Consider the following 21,853-nt stretch of genomic DNA (forward strand, 5'->3'; position numbering starts at 1 on the left):
GCGCCCCCCCGGGGCGGGGCGCCGCGCCCCCCAAACCCGCGGCCGGGCTGGGGCCGGCGGGGGACCGCTGGGGGGCGGGCCGGGGGGCCGGGGCCGCACCCCACTCGGTTGTTCTCTCACGGGCGGTGGTGCGGGAACGGGTGTGCCCGTCAGTGCTCGCGCGCTGTCAGCGAACGCGCCGTCAGCGTCGGGCGAGCAGGCGCACGCCGTCGCCGGTCGGCTTGTACGGCAGACCGTAGTGCTGGAAGATCGCCTCCTCGTCCTCGACGGGCAGGACGTCGTCCGTGCCGATCGAGGGGGCCGACTTCACCAATGCCTTGTCGTACGGGACCTTCACCCATCCGGGGCCCACGATCACGTCCGTGACGGGCGTGAAGGTGAGCCGGTGCCTGGTGGGCAGGCCGATCTGGACCGTGACCATCAGCGGCTCGTCCGTGCCGGTGTCCACATACACCGCTTCGAGGGAGCCGATCTTGTGTCCCTCTGCGTCGACCACGTCGTGGTCGCGCCATTCGCGGAGATCAGCGGGCTTGATCATGACGAGTCCTCCTGGTGACGTGCTGTACCCGTTCACTTTCCTTGTGCCCCGGTCCACGCGCCACACGCACGTGGCAGTCGGGTCAATCCGTGCTCACCTCCGAGCGGTCGCCGCCCCACAACGTGTGGAAAGAGCCCTCGCGGTCGGTGCGCCGGTAGGTGTGCGCGCCGAAGAAGTCGCGCTGACCCTGCGTGAGCGCCGCGGGCAGCCGCTCGGCGCGCAGCGCGTCGTAGTACGCCAGCGCCGCGGAGAAACCGGGCGTGGGCACGCCGTGGCCCACCGCGGTCGCCACGACCGACCGCCAGTCGTCCTGCGCCGCGCCGATCTCCTCGGCGAACTGCTTGTCGGACAGCAGGCTCGGCAGGTCGGGGCGGCTGTCGTACGCCTCCTTGATCCGGTCGAGGAAGGCGGCCCTGATGATGCAGCCGCCGCGCCAGATCGACGCGACCGCGCCCAGGTCGATGTCCCAGTCGTAGGTCTGGCTGCCCGCCTGGATCTGGTGGAATCCCTGCGTGTACGACACGATCTTGGACGCGTACAGCGCCTGCTCCACGCGGTCGGCGAAGGCGGCGGCCTCGGCCTCGCCGAGTACCGCACCCGAGGGGCCCGGCAGGTCGCGGGAGGCGGCCCGCAGTTCGCCGTGGCCCGACAGGGAGCGGGCGAAGACCGCCTCGGCGATGCCGGAGACGGGGACGCCCAGGTCGAGGGCGATCTGTACGGTCCAGCGGCCGGTGCCCTTCTGCTCCGCCTGGTCGGCGACGACGTCCACGAAGGGCTTGCCGGTGGCCGCGTCGGTGTGCGCGAGCACCTGCGCGGTGATCTCGATCAGGTACGAGTCCAGGCGCCCGGTGTTCCAGGTCTTGAAGGTCTCGGCGATCTGCTCGGGCGAGTAACCGGCGACCTCGCGCAGCAGGTGGTACGCCTCGGCGATGAGCTGCATGTCGGCGTACTCGATGCCGTTGTGCACCATCTTCACGAAGTGGCCGGCGCCGTCGGGGCCGATGTGCGTCGTGCAGGGCGTGCCGTCCTCGGCCTTGGCGGCGATCCGCTCCAGCAGCGGGCCGAGCGACTCGTAGGACTCGGCGGACCCGCCGGGCATGATCGACGGGCCGTTGAGCGCGCCCTCCTCGCCGCCGGAGATGCCGGTGCCGACGAAGTGGATGCCCTGCTCGCGCAGTTCCTTCTCGCGGCGGCGGGTGTCGGCGAAGTGCGCGTTGCCGCCGTCGATGATCACGTCGCCCGACTCCAGCAGCGGCGCGAATTCCTGGATCACCGCGTCGGTGGCCTCACCGGCCTTGACCATGATGACCAGCCGCCGCGGCCGTTCCAGGGCCGCGACGAACTCCTGCGCGGACTGCGCGGCGATGAAGGTGCCCTCGTCGCCGAACTGCTCCACCAGGGCGTTCGTCTTGGCGGTGGTGCGGTTGTGCAAGGCCACGGTGAAGCCGTGGCGGGCGAAGTTCCGGGCGAGATTGCTGCCCATCACTGCCAGCCCGGTGACGCCGATGTCCGCCGATCCGCTCATGCGATGTCTCCACACTTGTTGGTGTGCGTCTGCGTACGTCTTCCTGCCGTGCAACGGTGGCCGGGGCCGTGCGCTTCCCGTGGCCCCACTGTCGAGCCTGCCTCTTCCGGCGGCCGACAGCCACCCGTGCGGACCGCTCCGGCCGGGCCGGGTCGCTCCGGCTGCCCGATGATGGCAGAAGCGGGCCGTACGGAGAGGAGCCGTCGTGGCGGACGCCGACACCGACGCGAACAGCAACGCGAGGACGGGCACGGGCTCGGGCGACGACGAGGAAGCGGGCCAGGGCGCCGACCGGGGTACGGGCCAGGAGCGGGACCGGCTGGCGAAGTACCGCGGCATGCGGCGCTTCGACCGCACCGACGAGCCCGAGGGCGGTACGGCGGCCCCCGGCGACGACCCGTCCTTCGTCGTGCAGATCCATGACGCGACCCGGATGCACTTCGACTTCCGGCTGGAGGTCGACGGGGTGCTGAAGTCCTGGGCGGTCCCGAGGGGGCCGTCCACCGACCCGCGCGACAAACGGCTCGCGGTGCCCACCGAGGACCACCCGCTGGAGTACCGGGAGTACGAGGGCGTGATCCCCGGCGGCCAGTACGGCGCGGGGCCCGTCATCGTCTGGGACCACGGCACCTACCACCCGCTGACGGACGGCGGCCCCGAGGCGTTCGCGCGGGCCCTGGAGCGCGGCCACGCCTCCTTCGAGCTGCGCGGTACGAAACTGCTCGGCGCGTACGCGCTGACCCGGATCCACCAGGCCGCCGACGGCGGTCAGGGGGACGCGGCGGACCCGGCGTGGCTGCTGGTCAAGAAGAAGGACGCGCACAGCACGCCGGGCCGCGGGACCACTCCGGATCCGCGCAGGGCCCGCTCGGTCCTGACCGGCCGCACCCTCGCGGCGGTCGAGCGCGAGGAGCCGCCGGAAGGGCCCGCCGGGTCGGGGAATGCCGGATCGGGGCCCGACGGATCAGGACCCGCCGGATCAGGACCCGCGTGAGGACGGCCGCCGCGCGGACTACGGCTGGGTGAGGCGTTCCATCAGGGCCAGCGCCTCGATGACCGTCTCGCGCTCCTGCGGCGTGTAGCGGTCCTGGAAGGCGCGGGCCAGCCACTCCTCGCGGGCCACGCGGTTGCCCTGGACCCGCTCGCGGCCCGCGGCGGTGAGCACGATCAACTGCCTGCGGCCGTCGCGGGGATCGGGGTGGCGCTCGATGAACCCGTGCTGTTCGAGCGCCCCGAGCGCGACGGCCATCGACTGCGGGCGGACCCCCTCCGCGGCGGCCAGCGCGCTGGCGGTGGACTCCTCGCCCTTGCCCAGCCTGCTGAGCACCGAGGTCTGGGAGGGGGTCAGGTCCTGTGTGTCGGCGATCTCCCGCAGCCTGCGCAGCAGACGGCTGACCGTCACCCGCAGGTCGTGGGCCGCTTGGACCGCGGTCCGCGAGATGTCCTCGGTGCTCTCTTCCATACCCCTACCGTAAAGAGACCGGTGGCCGGGCGCGGCACGGGAGTCCGTACCGCGGGCACGTCCCCGCTCTCAGGTCCGGACCGGGGGCGACCAGATGTAGGGCGTCGTGGTCGTCACGGCGTGGAAGCCGAGGCGCCGCAGGATCGGCGCGCTGTCGTCCGAGGCGTCGACCTGGAGGTAGCGGATGCCCCGGGCGGCGGCGACATTGGCGCGGGCGGCGACCAGCGCGCGGTAGATGCCCCGGCCGCGCCACGCCTCCAGTGTCGAGCCGCCCCACAGCCCGGCGAAGTCGGTGCCGGTCCTGACCACCAGCCAGGCCGCCGAGACGACCTGGCCGTCGGCCTCCGCGACCAGGACGACGACCTCGGTGGGCGCGGCGGCGATCCGGCCGGCCAGGTCGTCGGCCAGCCACCCCCAGTCCTGGCCCCACACGGCCGACTCCATGGCGGCGATCCGCCGCAGGTCGGCGTCGGCGGTGACCTGGCGCAGGACGACGCCGTCCGGCAGTACGGGGTCGGCCGTCATCTCCTCGGCCCGCCCGATCACGACGGTCTCCCGCTCCTCGGGCACGAAGCCGGCCGCGAGCAGCCGCTCGGGCAGGTCGGCGGGCCGGTCGTGCGCGCGGGTCTTCCACTCCACGGCCTCGCCGCGCGCCGCGAAGAAGTCGCGCTGGCGGGCGATCAGCCGGTCGAGCTCCGCGCCCTCCACCCCGAGGTCGGGCGGTGTGCTCACGAAGCCGCGGTACTGCCCGCTGAGCCGCAGGACCGGTCCGTCCCACTCGCACCTGACCCCGGCGGGGAGGTTCGGCGGAGCGCCGCGCATCTGCTCGTCATAGGCCGCGAGCAGGCCGTCACTGTTCGTCATACGAGCCAACGCTACGAAGGCCCGCAAGTGGTTTTCGCGGACCCCGTACGGCGCCCGCGATGAGTTCGCGGTCCGCGGCCGGTCTACCGGGGCATGACCACTACCGGATACGTACCGCCCCGGATCGTCGACCGCGCCGCTCGCCCGTACGCGGCCGTCCGGGCCCTTGTCACCATGGAATCGGTCGACACCATCGCCCACCGCATCCCCGAAGTCATCGGGCGGCTGTCCGCGCTCGGCGTGGAGCCCGCCGGGCCGCCCTTCCTCAAGTACAACGTCATCGACATGGCGAGGCAGCTCGAGGTCGAGGCGGGGGTGCCCGTCGCGGGGGCGGTGGTGCGCGACGGCGACCTGTTCTCCGGCGTGCTGCCCGCGGGCCGCTTCGTGACGTACACGTATCTCGGCAGCCCCGCCGGGCTCGTCGGCGCCACGGCGCTGCTGCTCGACTGGGCGTTGGCGGCGGGGCTGCGCTGGGACATGAGGCCGACAGCCGAGGGCGACCGGTGGGGCTGCCGGATGGAGAGCTACCGCACCGATCCGCGCTCGCAGCCGGACACCGCGAAGTGGGAGACGGACCTGGAGTTCCGGCTGGCCGACTGAGGCCGCGCGGGCCTATCGCGGCTCGCCCGGATAGGTGCCGAAGTACCAGTGGTTGCCCTCGATGTCGCGGGCCGCGAAGTCGCGGGAGCCGTAGTCCGTCTCGAACAGCTCGGCGGTGATCTCGGCGCCCGCGGCCTTGGCGCGCGCGTGCAGCGCGTCGGGGTCCGCGGTGACGACGTAGGCGCCGAAGGAGCCGGGGGGCCGCTTGGCCCAGGTGCCGTCCGGGTCCTCGCGGACCGAGCCGAGCATGATGCCGCCGCCCTCGGGCCAGGCCAGTTCGGCGTGCGCGACGGTGTCGCCCTCGCCGTAGACCGCGGTTTCCTCGAAGCCGAACGCGTCCACGAGGAAGCGGATCAGGCCGCGGGCGTCGCGGGCGCGCAGGGTGGGCCAGACCTGGGGCGGCGGTGCGGTCTTCGCTCGCGCGGAACCGCCGCCGCTCGCGCCCTGCGCCGGGTTGTCGCCAGTGCTCTCGGTCATGGGGATCGGACCTCCTCAGTGCTGCCGGTGTGCTGTCGCGTCCAGCCTCACTCGGACGGGTGCTGCCCGGATTGGATGTTTCGGCGCTCCTCGGCGAGCCACAGTGTCGGCGGGCAGCCCGCCAGGGCCCGGAATTCGCGGTCCATGTGCGCCTGGTCGAAATAGCCGCGGTCGACGGCGATCCTGGCCAGCCGCCCCTCGGCGGCGCCGTAGGAGGCCAGGCCGCGGCGGGTGCGGTCGAAGCGGATCACCCGTGCGGCGGCCTTCGGACTCAGCCCCACCTCGGCCGCGAAGCGGTCCCGCAGCCGCCGGTCGCTCCAGCCGACCTCGGCCGCCAGCCGCGCCACGCCGATCGTGCCGCCGGTGGCCGCGAGCAGCCGCCACGCGTGCCGTACCTCCGGATGCAGCCGTACGCCCGCGCGCGGGTCGGCGCGTGCCCGGTCCAGCAGCCAGGCGTCGACGACGGCGAAGCGGCCCGCCCAGCCCGGGGCGGCCCGCAGCCGGTCCAGGACGTCGGCGACCGACGGTCCGAGCACGTCCTGCGCGGCGAGATCCGCTCCGGCCAGCGCGCCCGCGGGCAGCCCGAGCAGGACGCGGGCGCCCAGCGGGTCGAGGGCGATCTGCACGCCGGACTGGCGGCCGGGCACGCTGATCAGCGCGGGTGCGGTGTGCAGGCCGCCGACGAGCGCCGAGAAGTCGCCGGGCGGTTCCGCCGGGTCGGGGTGGGCGGCGATGGTGAGCGGTTCGTCGAGCGTGAGGATCAGCGTCAGGTACGGGGACGGCAGCCCCCGGTGCCTGGTCGGGGGCACGCCGCGCTGCCGGTAGCCGGAGTACCAGCCGACCAGGCCGCGCAGGGCGGGCGCGGGCCTGCCGCGTACCGCCTCGTCCACGACGCCCGTGCCGGTGACCGGCTCCGTACCCGTACCCGTGCTCACGCTCTCCGTCCTCCCGGCGGACGCGGCGGCCCGCCGTATGCGACGGCCCGATGTGTACGGCGACCGTAACGTCCGGCGACCGCCGCCGTCAGCCGCCGTCAGCCGCCCGCGACCATGCCCCTGGTGTGCTCCAGGATCTCCTCGCGCGTCAGGTACGTGTCGGTGTACTCGAAGTCGCGCAGGGTGCCGGCGCTGCGGGACTGGAAGTTGGTGCGGACGAAGTCGTCGCCCGCCACCGCGTTGAGCAGCCAGTTGGTCATGACGCGGGTCTTGGCGACGTTGGTGCGCAGCGCCGACCAGTGGTAGCCGCGGGCGACCGCCTGGGCGGGCAGGCCGCGCAGTTCGATGCCGAGCGGCTTGGAGACCGCGTCCTTGCCGCCGAGGTCGACCACCAGGCCGAGGTCCTTGTGCGCGTACGGCGTGAGCGGCCGGTGGCGCAGGGTGGCCAGGATGTTGTCGGCCATCGTGCGGCCCTGCCGCATGGCGTGCTGCGCGGTGGGCGGGCAGATCGCGCCGTCCTCGCCCTTCGTGACGTCGGGCAGCGCGCCCGCGTCGCCCAGCGCGAAGACGCCGTCGAGCCCCGGCACGGTCATCTCGGGGGTGACCGCGAGCCTGCCGCGTACCGTCTCGGCGTCGAGCGTGGCGACCAGCGGGCTCGCGGCGACGCCCGCGGTCCAGATCAGGGTGCGGCAGGGCAGCACCCTGCCGTCGGTGAAGGTGACCTCCTCGGGGCCCGCCTTCGCGATCGACACCCCGAGCGAGACCTCGATGCCGCGCTTGCCGAGGATCTCCAGCGCGCTCCTGCCCAGCTTGTCGCCCAGTTCCGGCATCAGCTTCGGGGCGATGTCGATCAGGTGCCACTTGATCAGCTTCGGGTCGAGGCGCGGGTAGCGCTTGGCCGCGTTGCTGGTCAGCCGCTGGAGGCAGGCGGCGGTCTCGGTGCCCGCGTAACCGCCGCCGACCACCACGAACTGGAGCCGGGAGGCCCGCTCGGCCTCGTCCTGGCTGGCGTCCGCGAGGTCGAGCTGCGCTATGACGTGGTCGCGGATGTACGCGGCCTCGGCGAGCGTCTTCATGCCGCGCGCGTTGTCCAGCAGTCCGGGGATGTCGAAGGTGCGGGTGACGCTGCCGGGCGCCAGCACGATGTAGTCGTACGGCTCGTTCAAAATCTCGCCCGTTATCTTGCGGATCACGCAGACCTTGGCCTTGGTGTCCACTCCCACGGCCCCGCCGGGGATGATCCGGGTGCGGTGCCTGCTGCTGCGGCGCAGCGACACCGCGATGGACTGCGGGGTCAGCACCCCGGAGGCCACTTGGGGGAGCAACGGCAGGTAGAGCTGGTACGAAAACGGTGTGACCAGTGAGACGTCCGCCTCGTCGGCGGCGAGCGACCGCTCCAGGCGGCGTACGCACGCCACTCCTGCGAAACCGGCGCCCACCACGAGAATCCTGGGTCGTGCCACGACATCCGTCCCTTCTCAGGTCTTCGCGTCCGTCTGCTCCCCTGCCCCGTGAACGCGGTCCGGCACACCTCCTGTCTTAGTACGCCGCGAGCGGGCCCGCCAGCCGGACGGCCGGTCACGGCGTACACCGCGCTGCACGGACGGCCGACTCGACGGAGCATGGTACGGACGACAAGCGGACAAAACGACGAAGCGACGGGACGGCGGATGAGTCGAAGGGGCCGTGGATGAACGATCGTGACGAGGGACCCCCGGCGGACGACCGGACGGCGGGGCGCGCCGCCGAGCAGGCCGCCGAACTGCGTCAGATCGATGCCCTGAACGAGACCGGCCCGCACGAGAGGACCCGCAGGCCCGCGCCGGGCGAGGACGGTGAGCGGGACGGCGCCGCCCGCGCGCCCACCGACGCGGGCAGGCACCGTGATGTGCGGATGCTGGAGGCGGGCCGCGCCCTGGCCGAGGCGACCTCCGTGGACGAGGTCTTCATGGCTCTGGCGTCGCTCACCTCGCCGGAGTTCCCGATGGACGGCACGGCCCTGTTCGGCGTCACCGAGCGGTCGCTGAACCTGATCGGGCGGTACGGGTACCGGACCAGCGGCAGCCGGACCGTCCGTATGACGATCACCACCGACTATCCGGCGGCGGAGGTGCTGCGCACCGGCCGCCCGGTGTATCTGCCGACGGTCGAGGAGTACCGCGACCGCTTTCCGACGACGTGGCGGCTCGCGGCCCGCAAGGGCAGCAGGTCGTGGGCGTTCCTGCCGCTAGTGAGCACGGGCCGGATCACCGGGGTGTGGCTGGTGGCGTTCCTGGACGACGTCGACTTCGACAGCGACACGCGCAGCACGCTGGTCACCCTCGCCCGGCTGATCTCCCGCGCCCTGGAGCGGACGCACACCGGCGAGGCGGAGCTGGCCCTGTCGCGCGGGCTGCGCAGCAGCATGGGGCGGGGCGCGTCGGTGTACCGCGGGATGACCGTGACCTCGCGGTACGTGCCGACCGGCGGCGGGCTGGTGGTGGGCGGCGACTGGTACGACATCATCGACCTGCCCTCGGGCCGTCTGGCACTGGTCATCGGCGACGTGCAGGGCCACGACCTGCACGCGGCGAGCCTGATGGCCCAGCTGCGGACCGCCGTGCACGCGTACGCCGCCGAGGGGCACGGCCCGGACGCGGTGCTGTCGCGGACGTCGCGCTTCCTGACCTCGCTGGACGGGGACAGATTCGCGACCTGCATCTACATCGAGGCGGACCCGGCGGCGGGCACGCTGCACGTGGCGCGGGCCGGGCATCCGCACCCCGTGCTGCGCATGCCGGACGGCACCTGCATGATCAAGCACATCAGGGGCGGGCTGCCGCTCGGCCTGATGCCGGACGAGGACGACTACCCGGTCAACGTACTGGAGCTCCAGGCCGGGGAGATCATGATGCTCTGCACGGACGGGCTCATCGAGACCGGCGGGCACGACATGTACACCGGCTGGAACCGGGTGCGGGACGCGCTGTCGCCCGGCCCGACCTCCGACCTGGAGGGGATGGCCGACCGGCTGATCCAGAGCGTGGTCGGCCCGGTGACCGAGAACGGCGAGGAGCGGCTGAGCCCGCGCAACGAGGACGACATCGCGCTGCTCATGCTGCGCCGCGACACCGGCGTCCAGCGCCCCGTGCGACCCGTTCGGCGCATCCTGACCACGATCGAGCAGGACGAGGCCGAGGGCCTGGCCGAGGCGCGCTCCGAACTGCGGGCGCTGCTGCACGACTGGGCGCAGCCCGACCAGGTGGACACCGCCGTGCTCCTCGCGTCGGAGCTGCTGGGCAACGTGCTGGTGCACACCGACCAGACGGCGGCCCTGATGGCCTCGATCTCGGGCGAGCCCGGCTGCCGCACGCTGCGCGTCGAGGTCTCCGACAGCGGTGACGAACTGCCCCACCAGCGCACCCCGGGCGAGATGGCGTCCTCGGGCCGCGGCCTCGTCCTGCTCGACATCCTGTCCGAGCAGTGGAGCGTACGGCCGGAGTCGGAGGGCAAGACGGTGTGGTTCGAGCTGTCGGAGGACGCCGACGGGGTCGCGGGACAGGACGTCTGAGGGGCGGCTCAGCCGTTGCGGGCTTCGGGCATGCGGGCCTCGGACGCGCGGACCCCGGCCGTATGGGCTGCGGCGGTCGTACGGGTGCGGTGGCGTACGGCGGCGACCGTGGGGGACGAGGTGAAGGCGGCCGTCACCTCCAGCAGCCAGGCCGCCTCGGCCTCCACCGTGCCGGGGACCGTGGGCGGGGTGTGGCCGGGGGGCGCGAACCGCTCAGCGGCGGTGCCCTCGCACAGCCGCCCGGCGCGTTTGTTCTCCAACGCCGCCGCGATCGTGGCCGCTTCGAGCACGGCCCGCCGGTCACGGCCGCGCTCGTCGGCCCAGTCGATCGCGTCGCCGCCGCCGGTCCCCTCGCTTCCGTCGTCTCCCCCGCGTCCGTCGGTCCAGGCCGTGACGCCGGACTCGAAGTACGGGCGCAGCGCGAGATGGCCGTCGCGGATCTCGATCACCCTGCGGTAGAGGGCGAATTCGGCCTGCCGCAGGCCCGGTCGGCGGTCGGCGGCCGACGGGTCGAGGGCGATCTCGGGCAGTTCGCTGTGCAGCGCCGACCACAGCGGCTCCAGCGCCCGGTGGCTGCGGTACGCGCGCAGCCACCGCATGGGGGCGCCGAGAGCGCCGACCCACAGCGTGGTGGTGGCCCCTCCGGTGGCGAGCGCCGCGGTGACCGCGCCGAGCACGGAGGAGACCACGTCCTCGGCGACGCCTTGGCTGCCGGTGCTCAGGTCCGCGATGACGTCGTCCAGCGCCCACAGCGTCCACACCGCGCCGACCGCGGCGGCGAGCAGCATCAGCCGCAGTCCCGTACGCAGCAGCCCGGGGGCGGTCCGAGCGGCGTGGTCGGCGAGTTCCCTGGCCAGGACGGCCAGACACCACGAACCGTAGAGGGCGAAGAGCGCGTTGTACGACGCCAGGGCCCACCGGTGGCCGGACGAGACGGTCAGCGTGTCGCCCGCGATGGCGGGGTCGGCCACCAGGTAGAGCGCGGTGGAGACGGCCAGTACCGCACCGGCCGCCCACATCTGGAGGCGCACCGCACGCGGGGCCGCCGCCGCAGGGGACTTGAGCGCGTACGCCACCAGGACGAGGAAGGCGAAACCGACCATCTTCACGTCGTGGATGCCCAGGTTGACCAGGTTGTCGAAGGTCGTGTCGGAGGACAACGCCTTTGTGAGGGCGGGGGTGTTGAACAGCATGCCCGAGCCCAGGCACAGCGCGAAGCCGTAGACGTAGCGCTGCGCGGAATCGGACCACGGCCGGCGGGTGATCACCAGCCGGTGGACACCGAAGACCAGGAAGAACGCGGCGGAGACGAACGACAGGAGATCAGCCATCACGGCGGCCCGACGCGCGGTCCTCCGGTATGCCGAACAACCTGTCCAGACGCGTTCGTTGCGGATGCGGCGGCGGCACGGGGACGGTGTTCCCCAACGGACGGGCGGTACGGGTCAGGATCAGCGAAGCGACCAACTCGGCTTCCTGCTCCTGCGGTTCGGTGTAGACACTGCGGCCGAGTACCCGCTGGACCAGGGACGACGATAAGTGCGGTAACAGGACCTGGGCGGCGGCCGACGCCGCGGGCGCGGTCTCGTGGTGGCCGCAGACCAGGTGGGCCGCCTCGTGCAGCAGGATGTGCTGCTGGTGCAGCGCGCTGGTGTCGGCGGCGTAGAGGATGCAGTCGCCGTGGTCGGTGGTCACCAGCAGGCCGCACGGTGTGTGGGGCCGGGAGGAGACGGGCACGAGTTCGATCGGACGGCCGCGGGCGACCGCGAGCATCCCGATGAAGACCGTCGCGTCGAACGGATTGGGCAGGTCGAGCCCGTCGACCGTCCGCTGACATCTGTGCCACAGAGCTCGGCTCCGGTCACGTCGCACACGTCTCACACGCTGTCCCCTTGTCCGCCGGGTGGAACCGCGAGATCTCACCGAAGAGTTCGCGCACTTCAAGCGCTGCGTGCACTTCAGGCGCTGTCAGGGTTCGCGGCTGGGAGAGCCACGCTCCCTGCGGGCGAGCACATCGATCATGTCGCTGATCGTGGCCGCGCCCTCAGGGGAGAGGTTGACCGCGCGCAGGGCCATGCTGCGGACGCCCGCGTCGCGCAGCGCGCCGAGCAGCTCAAGCTCCTTGGCGATGGCGGCGCCCTGCTCGTCGTCGAAGAAGTATCCGACCGGCACGTCGAAGAACTGTGCCAGGGCTTCGAGATGACGCTTGGTGGGATTGTCGCGACGGCCCGTGCGCAACTGCCACAGGTAGGTCGCGGAGAAGCTCTCGCCGGTGGCCTCGCGGCAGGCGCGGGCGACCTCTTCATGGCTGTACGGCTCACGGTTGGGCCGTCGCACGACCCGGAACAGCGCGTCGATCTTGTCGGCCAGCGTCGCCACGGAGGGGGCCCGCGACTCATTCTCGCCCATCGCCCGCCTCCCCTTCGTCGGTGCAGCCAGTATGGGTTCGTCCCGTGTCCGGCTTCATCCTAGCTGGTACACACAGCCGCCGGAATGGTCCGCTTGCGTGCGCCCATACGGCGGCGGCGGTGTCCGTCGTGCCGGACACCGCCGCCGATTGGCCTAAGAGGCAAGGGAGTTGTCGCCCGACCGGTGCGGTCGGGCGGGTCGGTCAGGCCGGGTTCAGCAGGCCGGGGCCCTGCGGCTCCTGCGCGATGCGCAGGGAACTGCCCCAGACGCAGTCCCATCCGCACACCACGCTGAGCGTGCTGCCGGCCACGCTGATCGGCTGGAGATTCGCCTTGCCCTGGTCCTTCTCGCTCCCCAGCGCCTGGAGCCTGAGCACCTCGTTCATGGGTGTTTCCTCGTCTCTCGTCCATGGGATTTCCGGTGGTCCGCCGCCGGACGGCGACGGGGTCTTGGGTCAAACGGAGGCCGGTGACGGCTGCGCCGCGTCGTGGGACCGCCGTGCGGCGCGCAGCGCGGACGGCAGACTCAGGGCCACGCAGCCGAGGGCGGTCAGCCCCATGACCCACAGCGCGCCGCGTACCCCGACCAGGTCACCGAGCAGACCGCATCCCACCGCCCCGATCAGGCCCGCCCCCGCCAGGCACACCTGGAGCGCGGCCATCGCACGGCCGAGGGTGTCCTCCGACATGTCGGCGACGAGCACGGAACTGACGGCCACATTGGCGACGGCGCCGAAGAAGACGGGCAGCCCGATGCCCATCGCGGCGCAGAAGGCGGCGAGGGGCAGCGGTCCCGCCGCCAGCGGCAGCAGCAGGCTGCACACCACCGCGCCGGTGAACGACATCAGCATCACCCGCCGGGGGTCGCGGCCCGGCGCGAGCAGCCGTGCGGCGACGGCGGAACCGCCCAGGCCCATCAGCCCCGAGAGCGCGAACAGGGAACCGTAGGCGGCGGTCGGCAGATGGATCACCCGCAGCAGGAACGGGCCGGTGAGGGCGGTCACGCCCGCCATCGTCGCGGCGGGCACCACGATGAACAGGCCCAGCGCGCGGTGGAAGGCGTCACCGGTGAAGACCCGCATGCCCGCCATGGCGCCGCGCATCATGGTGAGGACCGACGGTGCGGGCCCGCGCGGCACGATGTCGGGTGAGCGCATCGTCATCAGCGCGGTCGCGCTGAGCAGATAGCTCGCCACGTCGACCGACAGCGCGGCGGCGGCGCCCAGCACCGCGATGGCGGGACCGGCCAGCAGGCGTCCGACGAGCGCGGCGCCGTACTGTCCTGCCTGGAGTCTGGCGCGCGCACCGCCGATGCCTTCGGGGCCGACGAGTTGGCGCAGGTGCAGGAAGTAGACGGCCGCGGACAGGGTGGACGAGGCCCCCATGATCACGCAGAGCAGGCCGAGCCACAGCAGCGAGATGGCGCCGACGGCCAGGCCCAGCGCGACCACGCCGATGGCCGCCGCGCAGATCAGGTCCAGCAGGACGAGCGTGCGGCGAGGATGGGCGATGCGGTCGGCGAGCGCGCCCGCGGGGAAGCCGAGCAGCAGGATCGGCGCGGTCGTGGCGGCGCTGATCAGGCCGATGGCGCCCGGCGAGGCGTGGAGGTGCACGACGGCCACGACGGGCAGCGCGATGGCGGTGAAGGTCGAGCCGAAGGCGGAGGCCGTCTGCCCGCACCAGTAGAGACTGACGTCACGTCCGACGGCGTTGCCCGGGTCCCCCGGGCCGGCGCTCTCGGGCGCCTGCGCCGGCTCGGCGATTTCCTGGTGGCTCATCAGTTCACCTCAACGGGCCGCGACGGAACGGGAGTACGCGCCGGCGAGTGCGTCCACGGTGAACAGCGGGTCGGGCGCGGGGGCGAGGAGTTGCGACAGGAACAGCAGCACCCCTGCCGAACCGCTCCACAGATCGGCGCTGAACCGCATGAGCTGGTCGCCGAGGAAACGGATACCGGTCTCGTGCGGCACCGCGAATTTGAACAGGCCGCACGCCGCACGGATCGCGTCGTCCCGGCCCCGGCCGTCACCGGTCAGCCGCCCGTACTCCGCGAGACCGAGGCCGAGGCCGGACAGTCCCTGCCACAGCCCCGACATCACGGTGTAGGTGGTGCGCGTCGAGGTCAGCAGCCGGGGCAGCGCGTCGGCGAGCCGTTCGTCGTCCACCGACCGCGTGTAGCGGGTGACGGTGTGCGCCATCGAGGCGGAGCCGCAGTAGAGGTAGGGCAGGCTGCGGTTGTCGGTGGCCGAGATGGGAAAGGCGAGACCCGGCGAGTCCGGCTCGGTGGCACGGTCCAGCTCGGCGTGCAACAGCCGTACGCCGCGCGCGAGTTCGTCGTCCGCGCCGGTCACGGCGGCGAGCTGCTGGAGCAGCAGCGCGATCCCGGTGCGGCCGTGCACGAGGCCGGTGGCGTCGTTGGCGCCGAGGTACGGGGTGAGGTCGGCGTCGGCCGGCAGCGCCGCCGTCAGCTCCAGGGCCCGGTCGATGTGGTGCTCGTCGCGGGTGTGGCCGTACATCGCCAGGTGGGTGAGCGCGACCCCCGAGGTGCCGCCGTAGAGGGTCGCCGACGCTCCGGAGGCGATGATGGGGTGGCGGTCGGCGGCGGTGAGCAGATCCCTCGCCTCGTCCAGCATCCCCTGGTCGGCGAGCACCCATGCGATGCCCGCGGTGCCCGCGAACAGCCCCGGGGGCAGTTTCCCGACGCCGCCGAGCGCGTCGTGCCGCAGCCGCTCCAGCACGCCGTCCGGCAGTGCGCGGCCCGCCCGGGTCAGGGCGTGCACGACGCCCGCGGTGCCGAAGGCCAGGCACTGGGTGTTGCTCTGGTAGCCCTCGGCGATGGTGGGGAACACCCGGTCGGGGTGGGCCGGGTCGGCCATGGCCACCATGGCGTCGGCGGTACGGTCGCGCAGGTCGGCCAGGTGCCGCAGCGGGTCCGCGGCGACTTCCTCGGGCGTCGGGATGGGGGTGACGCCCTCCGCCGCGGGCCGCGGCCGGTGATACGCGACGGCCCGCTGCCACAGCGGCTCCGGCAGCGGCGCCCGCTCCAGCAGTTCGCGGCGCAGGTGCGCGAGGGTGTCGGGATTGCGCTGCGCCACCTGGTGGAAGGGCCCGATGAGCAGCAGGGCGAGGCCGGCCAGGCCGTACTTGTCGTGGATCAGCGGATCGTCGCCGACGAGTTCGGCGGGCGGGGTGTAGCCGGGCGTGCCCATCACCGGAGTGTCGTCGCTGTCCAGGCGCTGGGCGGCCTCGAAGTCGACCAGTCGGATGCCGTCGTCCTCGGTGACCATCACATTGCCGGGGCTGACGTCGACGAAGAGGTAGCCGGCCGTGTGCAGCCGGTGCAGCGTGCTCTCGATCTCCGCGAACAGCTTCTCGCACCGGCCGTAGTAGTCCCCGGCCGCTTCGGATCCGCGGTCGACGCCGAGCATGACCTGGTTGGCGACCATCCAGCGCTGGAGCGTCGTGCCCTCGATGAACTCGGTGACGAGGAAGTCGTGCTCCCACTCGCGGAAGTAGGCGAGCGGCTCCGGGGCGAGGCCGGGCGCCGTTTCGTGCAGCGCGGTCAACGTCTGCCATTCGGAGCGGAGTTGGTCGGGTGCGGTGGTATCGCCCATCGCCACGCCGGTGTGCGCGCGCGCCTCCTTGATGAAGACCTTGCGGCCGGTGGCCGTCTCCCGTCCCAGGTAGGCGCCGCCGGAGTTGGTGAACTGGAGCGCGTCTTCGAAGGCGAATCCGTGGAAGACGATCGGCCCGCCTCCCCCGGCGGCGGGCTCGTCCACGGAATCGGCGGCGGCATCGGCGGCGGCATTGGCGCCCGCCTCCGCCCCGGCCTTCGCGACGGCTTTTTCGGCGGACGCGGCAGCGGGCTCGGCCGGGGACTTCGGCGCCGGGCGCGTCTCGACGAAGGGGTCGGTCATGCCCGCCGGGAGGTAGAAGGAGAAGCCCCTGCGGTCCTCCTCCAACTCGCCGTCGGTGCCGCGGACGAGCAGGGTGTGGGTGCCGTCGGCGTTGACGCGCTCGCGCGGGGCGAAGGCCCCGTAGCGGTAGTGGACCGTGCGCGAGTCCCGGTACCGCCTGTCGGTGAGGATGAACGGGCCTTCCTCGTCGGCCAGTTCGGTGCGCAGCCGTTCCATGAGGTCACGGGCCGCGGCGACGCTGGTGGGATACGCGGCGATGAACTTCCCGCTCTGCTGCCTGGCGGCCTGCTTGTGGTGGGTCCACCAGTAGAAGAGCCTGCCGGCGAGGTGCTTGAAGGCGACGTCCTGCTCGAAGCAGACGGCCGCGACGGTGTCGAGGACGTACGGCAGGCGGTCGGGCCGCGCGGACACGTGCACCTTCCAGCCGTCCTCGACACCGCGGAGCTGCTTGCCCTGGTGCCACATGGTCCAGATCCCCGACGGGGTCTCGGTCCACCCGTCCGGTACCGGCCCGGGCCGGTAGATCTCACCGCGGTCACGGGTGGTCTCCAGCGGCGCGTAGAACTCTCTGTCCGCCACGACGAACGGGAAGGGGATCATGGGCCTCTCCGATGTGGGACGCGAGGGGGCGGCGGCTCAGCAGCAGACGACGACGCTGGTCGCGCTCATCGACGCGACGGGGCTGCTGATCACCGACGTCGTGGGGTCCATCTCCTGGAGGCTCAGGGGGGATTCGGCGTGCGCCTCCACCTCGAATTCGCCCTCGCCTGCGTCCGCGCCTTCGGGCGCGTTCTCCTCGGCGGCGGATTCGGCGGAATCACTCATGGTCGTCTCCTGTCGGTTCTCAGGTGTCGGAAGGGCCGCCCCGGAGGACAACGCGAGCGGGAAAGACGTGTGGGTGGCGCGTCCACGAGGACGCGCCACCCACCCAGCTCGGTCAGGCGCAGGCGGCCAGGCTGACCGTGCTGCCCGGGGCCTGGAGGCCGCCCAGCACACCCTCGCCCTGGTCGGGCTTGCTCACGCCCATCTCCTGGAGGTCCAGGGGGGATTCGGCGTGCGCCTCGACCTCGTTCTCGGGGGTCTCCGCGATGTCCTCGTTGGTGGGCTCGACGGAATCAGCCATGATCGTCTCCTCTTCTGGGCGGGGTACGAGCAGGTGGTGGGAACACCTCAGAAGCTAGGACCGGCCGTTTCGGAACCGGTGAAGCCGCGGTATAAGCGCGGTATCGTCCCAGGTGATGCGGGGTTGGTCCGAACTCTCACCAGCAGTCCCCGCATTGCCGGTTCGCCACAGGCACATCATCTGATATAAGTCGTCTGCCTGATGTCATTCATCTCAGCTCACGATCCCATCTCCGGATCAACGGGCGGGAAAGGTGAAACCGGATATGGCCGAACCAGCGCACGTCAGCCTGCGGCTCTCCGTCCTCGGCCCGCTGTCCGTCGGCACGGCCGAAGGCCCCTTCCCGCTCGGCCCGCTCAAACAGCGGCTGCTCCTGGCCATGCTGCTGTGCCGCCCCAACACCCCGGTCTCGCTGGCCTTGTTGACGGACACCTTGTGGGACGGCAATCCGCCGCGCACCGCGCGCAAGAACATCCAGGTGTACGTCTCCGCACTGCGCAAACTCCTCGACCGCGCGGGAGCGGGCGACCGGCTCGAGCACCACCCGGGCGGCTACCTGCTGCGGGTGCGCGACGACGAGTTGGACTCGCTGCGCTTTCAGGGCCTGGCCAGATCCGCCCGCGAGGCCGCCGGGCAGGGCGCGTTCGGCCCGGCGTCCCGGATGCTGCGCGAGGCGATGGGGCTGCGGCAGGGGCCGCCGCTGCACGACCTGAGATTCTCCCCCACCGTCAGATCCGAGGCGGAGCGGCTCGACAGCCGCTACCTCCAGGTCTACGAGGACTGGGCTGAGGCCGAGTTGCGGCTGGGCCGGGCCACCGAAGTCGCCGACACCGTCGCCGATCTGGTGGAGCGTCACCCCGAGCGCGAACGGCTCAGGGCCGTCCAGATGAACGCGCTGTTCGACCAGGGGCGGCAGACGGAGGCCCTGGCCGCGTACGAGGGGCTGCGCCGGCTGCTCGCCGTCGAGTACGGGCTCCAGCCGAGCCCCGCACTGGAGACGCTGTACCGCTCGATGCTCGACGGCGGCCCGCAGGAGCCCGGCGGCCCCTTCGCTCCGTCCGGCGCGCGGGCCGCGGCGCGGCGCTCCTGCGGAGTCCTCGGCGCCCTGCTCCCCCAGGACCTGGCCGACTTCACCGGCCGCGAACGCCAACTGCGCTTTCTGCTCAAGCTGTTGGGCAGTGACCGGCATCTGGCGGTCGTCACCGGGCCGGTCGGCACCGGTAAGACCGCGCTGGCGGTGCACACCGCGCACCGGCTCGCCGCGGAGTTCCCCGACGGCCGCGTACTGATCCGGATGCGCGACGCGGCCGGGCGTCCGCGTTCGGCCGCCTCGGTGGTCGCCGAGCTGGCCCGGATGGCGGACCTCCCCGGGCAGCGGGCGGCGGCCGTCGACGACGGGTCGGAGGACGCCGAGGAGGCCGCCGCCGCGTGGCGCGACTGGCTCGGGCCGCGCCGGATCCTGCTGGTGCTGGACGACGCGGCCGACGAGGCGTCCGTACGGCCGCTGGTGCCGGACTCCGGCGGCAGCGCCGTACTGGTGACCTCCCGCGCGCAGTTGGCCGGACTGGTCTCCGCCGACCGGCTGGAACTGGCGCCCTTCGACCTCGGCGAGAGCCTCGAACTGCTCGGCCGGATCGTGGGCCACGAGCGGCTGCGGGCCTGTCCGGAGGCGGCCCGGCGCATCGTCACCGCGACCGGCCTGCTGCCGCTCGCGGTCCGGGTCAGCGGTCTGAAGCTCGCGGTACGACGCCATCTGCCCCTCGGCGAGTACGCGGCGCGGCTGGCCGACGGCAGGACCGTACTGGACGAACTGGTCGCGGGCGACACGGATGTACGGCCGCGGCTGGCGAGCGGGTGGCGGGACCTGTCGGCGGCGGACCGGACCACGCTGTGTCTGCTGGGACACCTGCCGGAGGGGCCCTTCACGCTGCGGCAGGCCGCGGCGGCGCTCACCTGCGGCCAGGACGACGCGCTGCGCCGACTGGAGTCCCTGCTCGACGCGGGCGCGCTGCTCGCCCCGGACAGCGAGGTCACCGCGCACGCCGCGCGGTACGAACTCCCGCGCCTGACAAGAGTCTACGCGCGTGAACAATCCCTCCTGGGGATGCGGCCACTCCCCCGGGCCACCGCCTGAGGAGCCTTCGGCGCAGGGCACACGCGACGGAACACGCCACCAGGCGCGCCGGTGAGCTGCGGATTTACCGTTTCCCAACCGTCCATGACCCCGACCTCGAACCGGCCCCGCCGAGACTTCGGTGGACGAGGAAGGGAGCACGCGATGGAACTCGCCGAACTCATGACGCTGCGCCCCGAACCCGGCGCGGGACTGCTCCTGACCGTCACCGGCCGCTGCCCCCTGCACTGCGCGCACTGCTCGACCGCCGCCACGATGGCCGCGGACGAGCCGGACGCGGACCGGCTGCGCGCCTTCGTCTCCACCTTCACCCCGGCCGAGCACCCTGCGGTGCTGATGATGACCGGCGGCGAGCCCTTGCTGCGGCCCGAGTTGGTCACCGACCTCGCCGCCACGGCGCGCGCGGCGGGCACCAGGACGGCGCTGCTGACCGGCGCCTTCTTCGTCGGCCGGGCGGACCACGGCGCGGGACACCTCGCCTCCGGCGCCGACCCGCTGCCCGCTCCCGTGCCCGATTCCGTGCCTGTTCCCGCGCCTGTTCCCGAGCGGATCTGGCGGGCCGTCACCTCCGTCGACCACTTCTCGGTGAGCCTTGACGCCTTCCATGAGCGCGAGGTCGACCGCAGGTCCGTATTCGGCCTGATCCGGCGGGTGTTGGACGCCGGAGTGGCCACCAGTTTCCACCTGGTCGGCGCTGGCCCCGACGACCCGTACCTCGCGGACGTCACCGCCGACATCCGCCGTACCTTCGGCGACCGCGTCCCGATGCTCGTCAACTCCCTGCGCCGGGTGGGACGCGCCGCGTCCTGGGCCGCCGCGAACACGGCGCTGCCCGGTACCGCGGCGCCCGACCCCGAGCGGGCGCTGCCGTGCTCGATGGCCGCGTGGCCGGTGGTGGCCGCCGACGGCACGGTGGTCGCCTGCTGCAATCAGCGGGTCGTCGACCGCAGGCCCGCCCCGCGTCACCTGACGCTCGGTCACATCGCCACCGACGACTGGCAGTCGGTCGCCGTACGGGCGCGTACCTCTCCGGTCCTGCGGATGATCAGGACGGTCGGCCCGGCCCACCTCCTGCACCGGTACGGCGGCGCGGAGCAGGCGGCCGCGCGCCCCGACTACTGCGCGGGCTGCCGGGCACTCGGTGACCATCCGGAGGCGCTGGCCGCGGCGAGTGCGGCGGCCAGCGGGCCCGTGGGGGCGCTGCTCGACCGGTACGCGGCCCGCGGCCAGGTCGAGGCGGGCGCGGCCACGCTGGTGCGGCGGCACGGCTGCGCGCCCTACGCGGACCTGGTCGACCTGCCCGGAGCGCGGCGATGACCACGGTCGGTACGGCGGGCGCGGGCGCCGCGCTGCGGGTCCGGCTGCTGCTGACGGCCCCCGCCGTGCGGGCGACGACCGCGGCCGTGTGGCGACCGCCCGGACTCGCCGCACGCTACGCCACGTATCTGACGGCGATGCACGGAGTCGTCCGCGCCTCGGTGCCCCTGATGGAACGGGCGGTGGCGCGGCTGGCGGAATTCGGCCCGCGCGACCCGTTGTGCGAGCCGCTCACGGACTATCTGCGGGAGCACATCGAGGAGGAGCGCGGCCACGACGACTGGCTGCTCGGTGACATCACCGCGCTGGGCGGGGAACCAGCGGCGGTCCTCGCCGAGCAGCCCATATCCGCCGTCGCGCGCCTGGCGGGCGCACAGTACTACTGGATCGAGCACCACCATCCGGTAGCGCTGCTCGGCTACATCGCGGTGCTGGAGAGCAACGCGCCCGCGCCCTGGCTGGCGGACCGGATCGCCGCCGCGGGTGTGCCGGAGGCGGCGCTGCGCACGGTACGCGGCCACGCCGAACTGGACACCGGGCACACCGCCGCGCTCTTCGCGCTGCTCGACGCGCTGCCGTTGGACCAGGCCCAGGTACGCGCGGTCGTGATGAGCGCGCTGCACACCGTGGACGGACTTGTGGAGCTTTTCGCGCGCATCGGCCGGACAGCGGAGCCGGAACACCTCAGGGAAGGGACGTACACCTCATGAGTGACACGGCGGCGCGGGGCGGGGAGAGCGCGGAGCGGGCAGGCGACGGAGCCGACGACGCGCTGGTGGTGCTGGAGTCGCACGGCTTCGGCGTCGGCGAACTCACCGACGAACAGCGCGAGGTGCTGCGCGGGCTGAGCAGTCAGGAGCTGTCGATGATGCTCGACATCAAGGCCCGGCTGGACGAGGTGGGTCCCGAGGTGCAGGCCCACAGCGAGATCGCCGGCGGGGCGCTCTTCTGACATCTCCCCGCGACCGGGGTCCACACCATCGGGAAGACACGGGGAAGGGAC

The 21,853-nt window shown here is 72.7% G+C and carries 22 protein-coding genes; 7 read left to right on the forward strand and 15 right to left on the reverse strand.

Annotated features, from left to right (window positions below):
• Positions 1-181 precede the first annotated feature (181 nt).
• Both ACFZAM_RS11405 and gndA read right to left on the reverse strand, forming a co-directional pair.
• Entirely contained in the window at positions 182-538 is a 357-nt protein-coding gene (locus ACFZAM_RS11405; protein ID WP_355340750.1) for a PRC-barrel domain-containing protein, read from the reverse strand.
• Between the two features lie 82 nt (positions 539-620).
• A complete protein-coding gene (gene gndA / locus ACFZAM_RS11410) occupies positions 621-2,063 on the reverse strand; it encodes an NADP-dependent phosphogluconate dehydrogenase (protein ID WP_355340753.1) in 1,443 nt (480 codons plus the stop codon).
• A 319-nt stretch (positions 2,064-2,382) separates the two neighbouring features.
• Here gndA and ACFZAM_RS11415 point away from each other — a divergent pair, with 319 nt between their 5' ends.
• Positions 2,383-3,057, forward strand: a complete 675-nt coding sequence (locus ACFZAM_RS11415) for a DNA polymerase ligase N-terminal domain-containing protein (RefSeq protein ID WP_391045621.1) — start codon at positions 2,383-2,385, stop codon at positions 3,055-3,057.
• Between the two features lie 18 nt (positions 3,058-3,075).
• Here ACFZAM_RS11415 and ACFZAM_RS11420 read toward each other — a convergent pair whose 3' ends face one another.
• Both ACFZAM_RS11420 and ACFZAM_RS11425 read right to left on the reverse strand, forming a co-directional pair.
• On the reverse strand, positions 3,076-3,525 hold the full coding sequence (locus tag ACFZAM_RS11420) for a MarR family transcriptional regulator (protein WP_355340757.1): 450 nt from the start codon (positions 3,523-3,525) through the stop codon (positions 3,076-3,078).
• Between the two features lie 69 nt (positions 3,526-3,594).
• The gene (locus ACFZAM_RS11425) at positions 3,595-4,389 is read right to left on the reverse strand and encodes a GNAT family N-acetyltransferase (RefSeq protein WP_391044857.1); all 795 of its coding nucleotides are present in this window, start codon (positions 4,387-4,389) and stop codon (positions 3,595-3,597) included.
• A 93-nt stretch (positions 4,390-4,482) separates the two neighbouring features.
• Here ACFZAM_RS11425 and ACFZAM_RS11430 point away from each other — a divergent pair, with 93 nt between their 5' ends.
• Positions 4,483-4,989: a GyrI-like domain-containing protein gene (locus tag ACFZAM_RS11430; RefSeq protein ID WP_391044860.1), complete on the forward strand. Its 507-nt coding sequence runs from the start codon at positions 4,483-4,485 to the stop codon at positions 4,987-4,989.
• A 12-nt stretch (positions 4,990-5,001) separates the two neighbouring features.
• Here ACFZAM_RS11430 and ACFZAM_RS11435 read toward each other — a convergent pair whose 3' ends face one another.
• From ACFZAM_RS11435 to ACFZAM_RS11445, 3 genes are all read right to left on the reverse strand, one after another.
• The gene (locus ACFZAM_RS11435) at positions 5,002-5,466 is read right to left on the reverse strand and encodes a VOC family protein (RefSeq protein WP_391044861.1); all 465 of its coding nucleotides are present in this window, start codon (positions 5,464-5,466) and stop codon (positions 5,002-5,004) included.
• Positions 5,467-5,513: 47 nt separating this feature from the next.
• Positions 5,514-6,401 carry a helix-turn-helix domain-containing protein gene (locus ACFZAM_RS11440; protein ID WP_391044864.1) on the reverse strand — a complete coding sequence of 296 codons (888 nt, stop codon included), beginning with the start codon at positions 6,399-6,401 and terminating at the stop codon, positions 5,514-5,516.
• 98 nt (positions 6,402-6,499) lie between these two features.
• Positions 6,500-7,864, reverse strand: a complete 1,365-nt coding sequence (locus ACFZAM_RS11445; RefSeq protein ID WP_355340772.1) for an NAD(P)/FAD-dependent oxidoreductase — start codon at positions 7,862-7,864, stop codon at positions 6,500-6,502.
• 227 nt (positions 7,865-8,091) lie between these two features.
• On the opposite strand from ACFZAM_RS11445, the gene ACFZAM_RS11450 reads away from it, so the two are divergent.
• A complete protein-coding gene (locus tag ACFZAM_RS11450) occupies positions 8,092-9,951 on the forward strand; it encodes a SpoIIE family protein phosphatase (protein ID WP_391044868.1) in 1,860 nt (619 codons plus the stop codon).
• 8 nt (positions 9,952-9,959) lie between these two features.
• Here the strand turns inward: ACFZAM_RS11450 and ACFZAM_RS11455 are convergent, their stop codons facing one another.
• The 8 genes from ACFZAM_RS11455 to ACFZAM_RS11490 form a co-directional block, all read right to left on the reverse strand.
• On the reverse strand, positions 9,960-11,282 hold the full coding sequence (locus ACFZAM_RS11455; RefSeq protein ID WP_391044871.1) for an MAB_1171c family putative transporter: 1,323 nt from the start codon (positions 11,280-11,282) through the stop codon (positions 9,960-9,962).
• Positions 11,275-11,832, reverse strand: a complete 558-nt coding sequence (locus ACFZAM_RS11460; RefSeq protein ID WP_355340781.1) for a ParH-like protein — start codon at positions 11,830-11,832, stop codon at positions 11,275-11,277. The genes ACFZAM_RS11455 and ACFZAM_RS11460 overlap by 8 nt, the downstream gene beginning before the upstream one ends.
• An 87-nt stretch (positions 11,833-11,919) precedes the next feature.
• Positions 11,920-12,360, reverse strand: a complete 441-nt coding sequence (locus ACFZAM_RS11465; protein ID WP_391044875.1) for an XRE family transcriptional regulator — start codon at positions 12,358-12,360, stop codon at positions 11,920-11,922.
• Positions 12,361-12,562: 202 nt separating this feature from the next.
• Entirely contained in the window at positions 12,563-12,745 is a 183-nt protein-coding gene (locus ACFZAM_RS11470) for a hypothetical protein (protein WP_355340787.1), read from the reverse strand.
• Between the two features lie 69 nt (positions 12,746-12,814).
• Positions 12,815-14,137, reverse strand: coding sequence for an MFS transporter (locus ACFZAM_RS11475; RefSeq protein WP_355340790.1), 1,323 nt, complete (start codon positions 14,135-14,137; stop codon positions 12,815-12,817).
• 9 nt (positions 14,138-14,146) lie between these two features.
• The gene (locus tag ACFZAM_RS11480; protein ID WP_391044879.1) at positions 14,147-16,876 is read right to left on the reverse strand and encodes a lanthionine synthetase LanC family protein; all 2,730 of its coding nucleotides are present in this window, start codon (positions 16,874-16,876) and stop codon (positions 14,147-14,149) included.
• 36 nt (positions 16,877-16,912) lie between these two features.
• Positions 16,913-17,101: a hypothetical protein gene (locus ACFZAM_RS11485; RefSeq protein WP_355340796.1), complete on the reverse strand. Its 189-nt coding sequence runs from the start codon at positions 17,099-17,101 to the stop codon at positions 16,913-16,915.
• 112 nt (positions 17,102-17,213) lie between these two features.
• Complete coding sequence (locus tag ACFZAM_RS11490) at positions 17,214-17,399, reverse strand: hypothetical protein (protein ID WP_188283862.1); 186 nt, start codon at positions 17,397-17,399, stop codon at positions 17,214-17,216.
• A gap of 265 nt (positions 17,400-17,664) precedes the next feature.
• On the opposite strand from ACFZAM_RS11490, the gene ACFZAM_RS11495 reads away from it, so the two are divergent.
• The 4 genes from ACFZAM_RS11495 (at position 17,665) to ACFZAM_RS11510 (ending at position 21,802) form a co-directional block, all read left to right on the forward strand.
• On the forward strand, positions 17,665-19,533 hold the full coding sequence (locus tag ACFZAM_RS11495; RefSeq protein ID WP_391044883.1) for a BTAD domain-containing putative transcriptional regulator: 1,869 nt from the start codon (positions 17,665-17,667) through the stop codon (positions 19,531-19,533).
• A 144-nt stretch (positions 19,534-19,677) separates the two neighbouring features.
• On the forward strand, positions 19,678-20,850 hold the full coding sequence (locus ACFZAM_RS11500) for a radical SAM protein (protein WP_391044886.1): 1,173 nt from the start codon (positions 19,678-19,680) through the stop codon (positions 20,848-20,850).
• Entirely contained in the window at positions 20,847-21,560 is a 714-nt protein-coding gene (locus ACFZAM_RS11505; RefSeq protein ID WP_391044889.1) for an iron-containing redox enzyme family protein, read from the forward strand. Before ACFZAM_RS11500 ends, ACFZAM_RS11505 begins: the two co-directional genes overlap by 4 nt.
• Positions 21,557-21,802, forward strand: a complete 246-nt coding sequence (locus ACFZAM_RS11510) for an aroma-sacti cluster domain-containing protein (protein ID WP_355340808.1) — start codon at positions 21,557-21,559, stop codon at positions 21,800-21,802. The genes ACFZAM_RS11505 and ACFZAM_RS11510 overlap by 4 nt, the downstream gene beginning before the upstream one ends.
• Positions 21,803-21,853 lie beyond the last annotated feature (51 nt).

Source organism: Streptomyces sp. NPDC008079 (genome assembly GCF_042957385.1).
GTDB lineage: Bacteria > Actinomycetota > Actinomycetes > Streptomycetales > Streptomycetaceae > Actinacidiphila.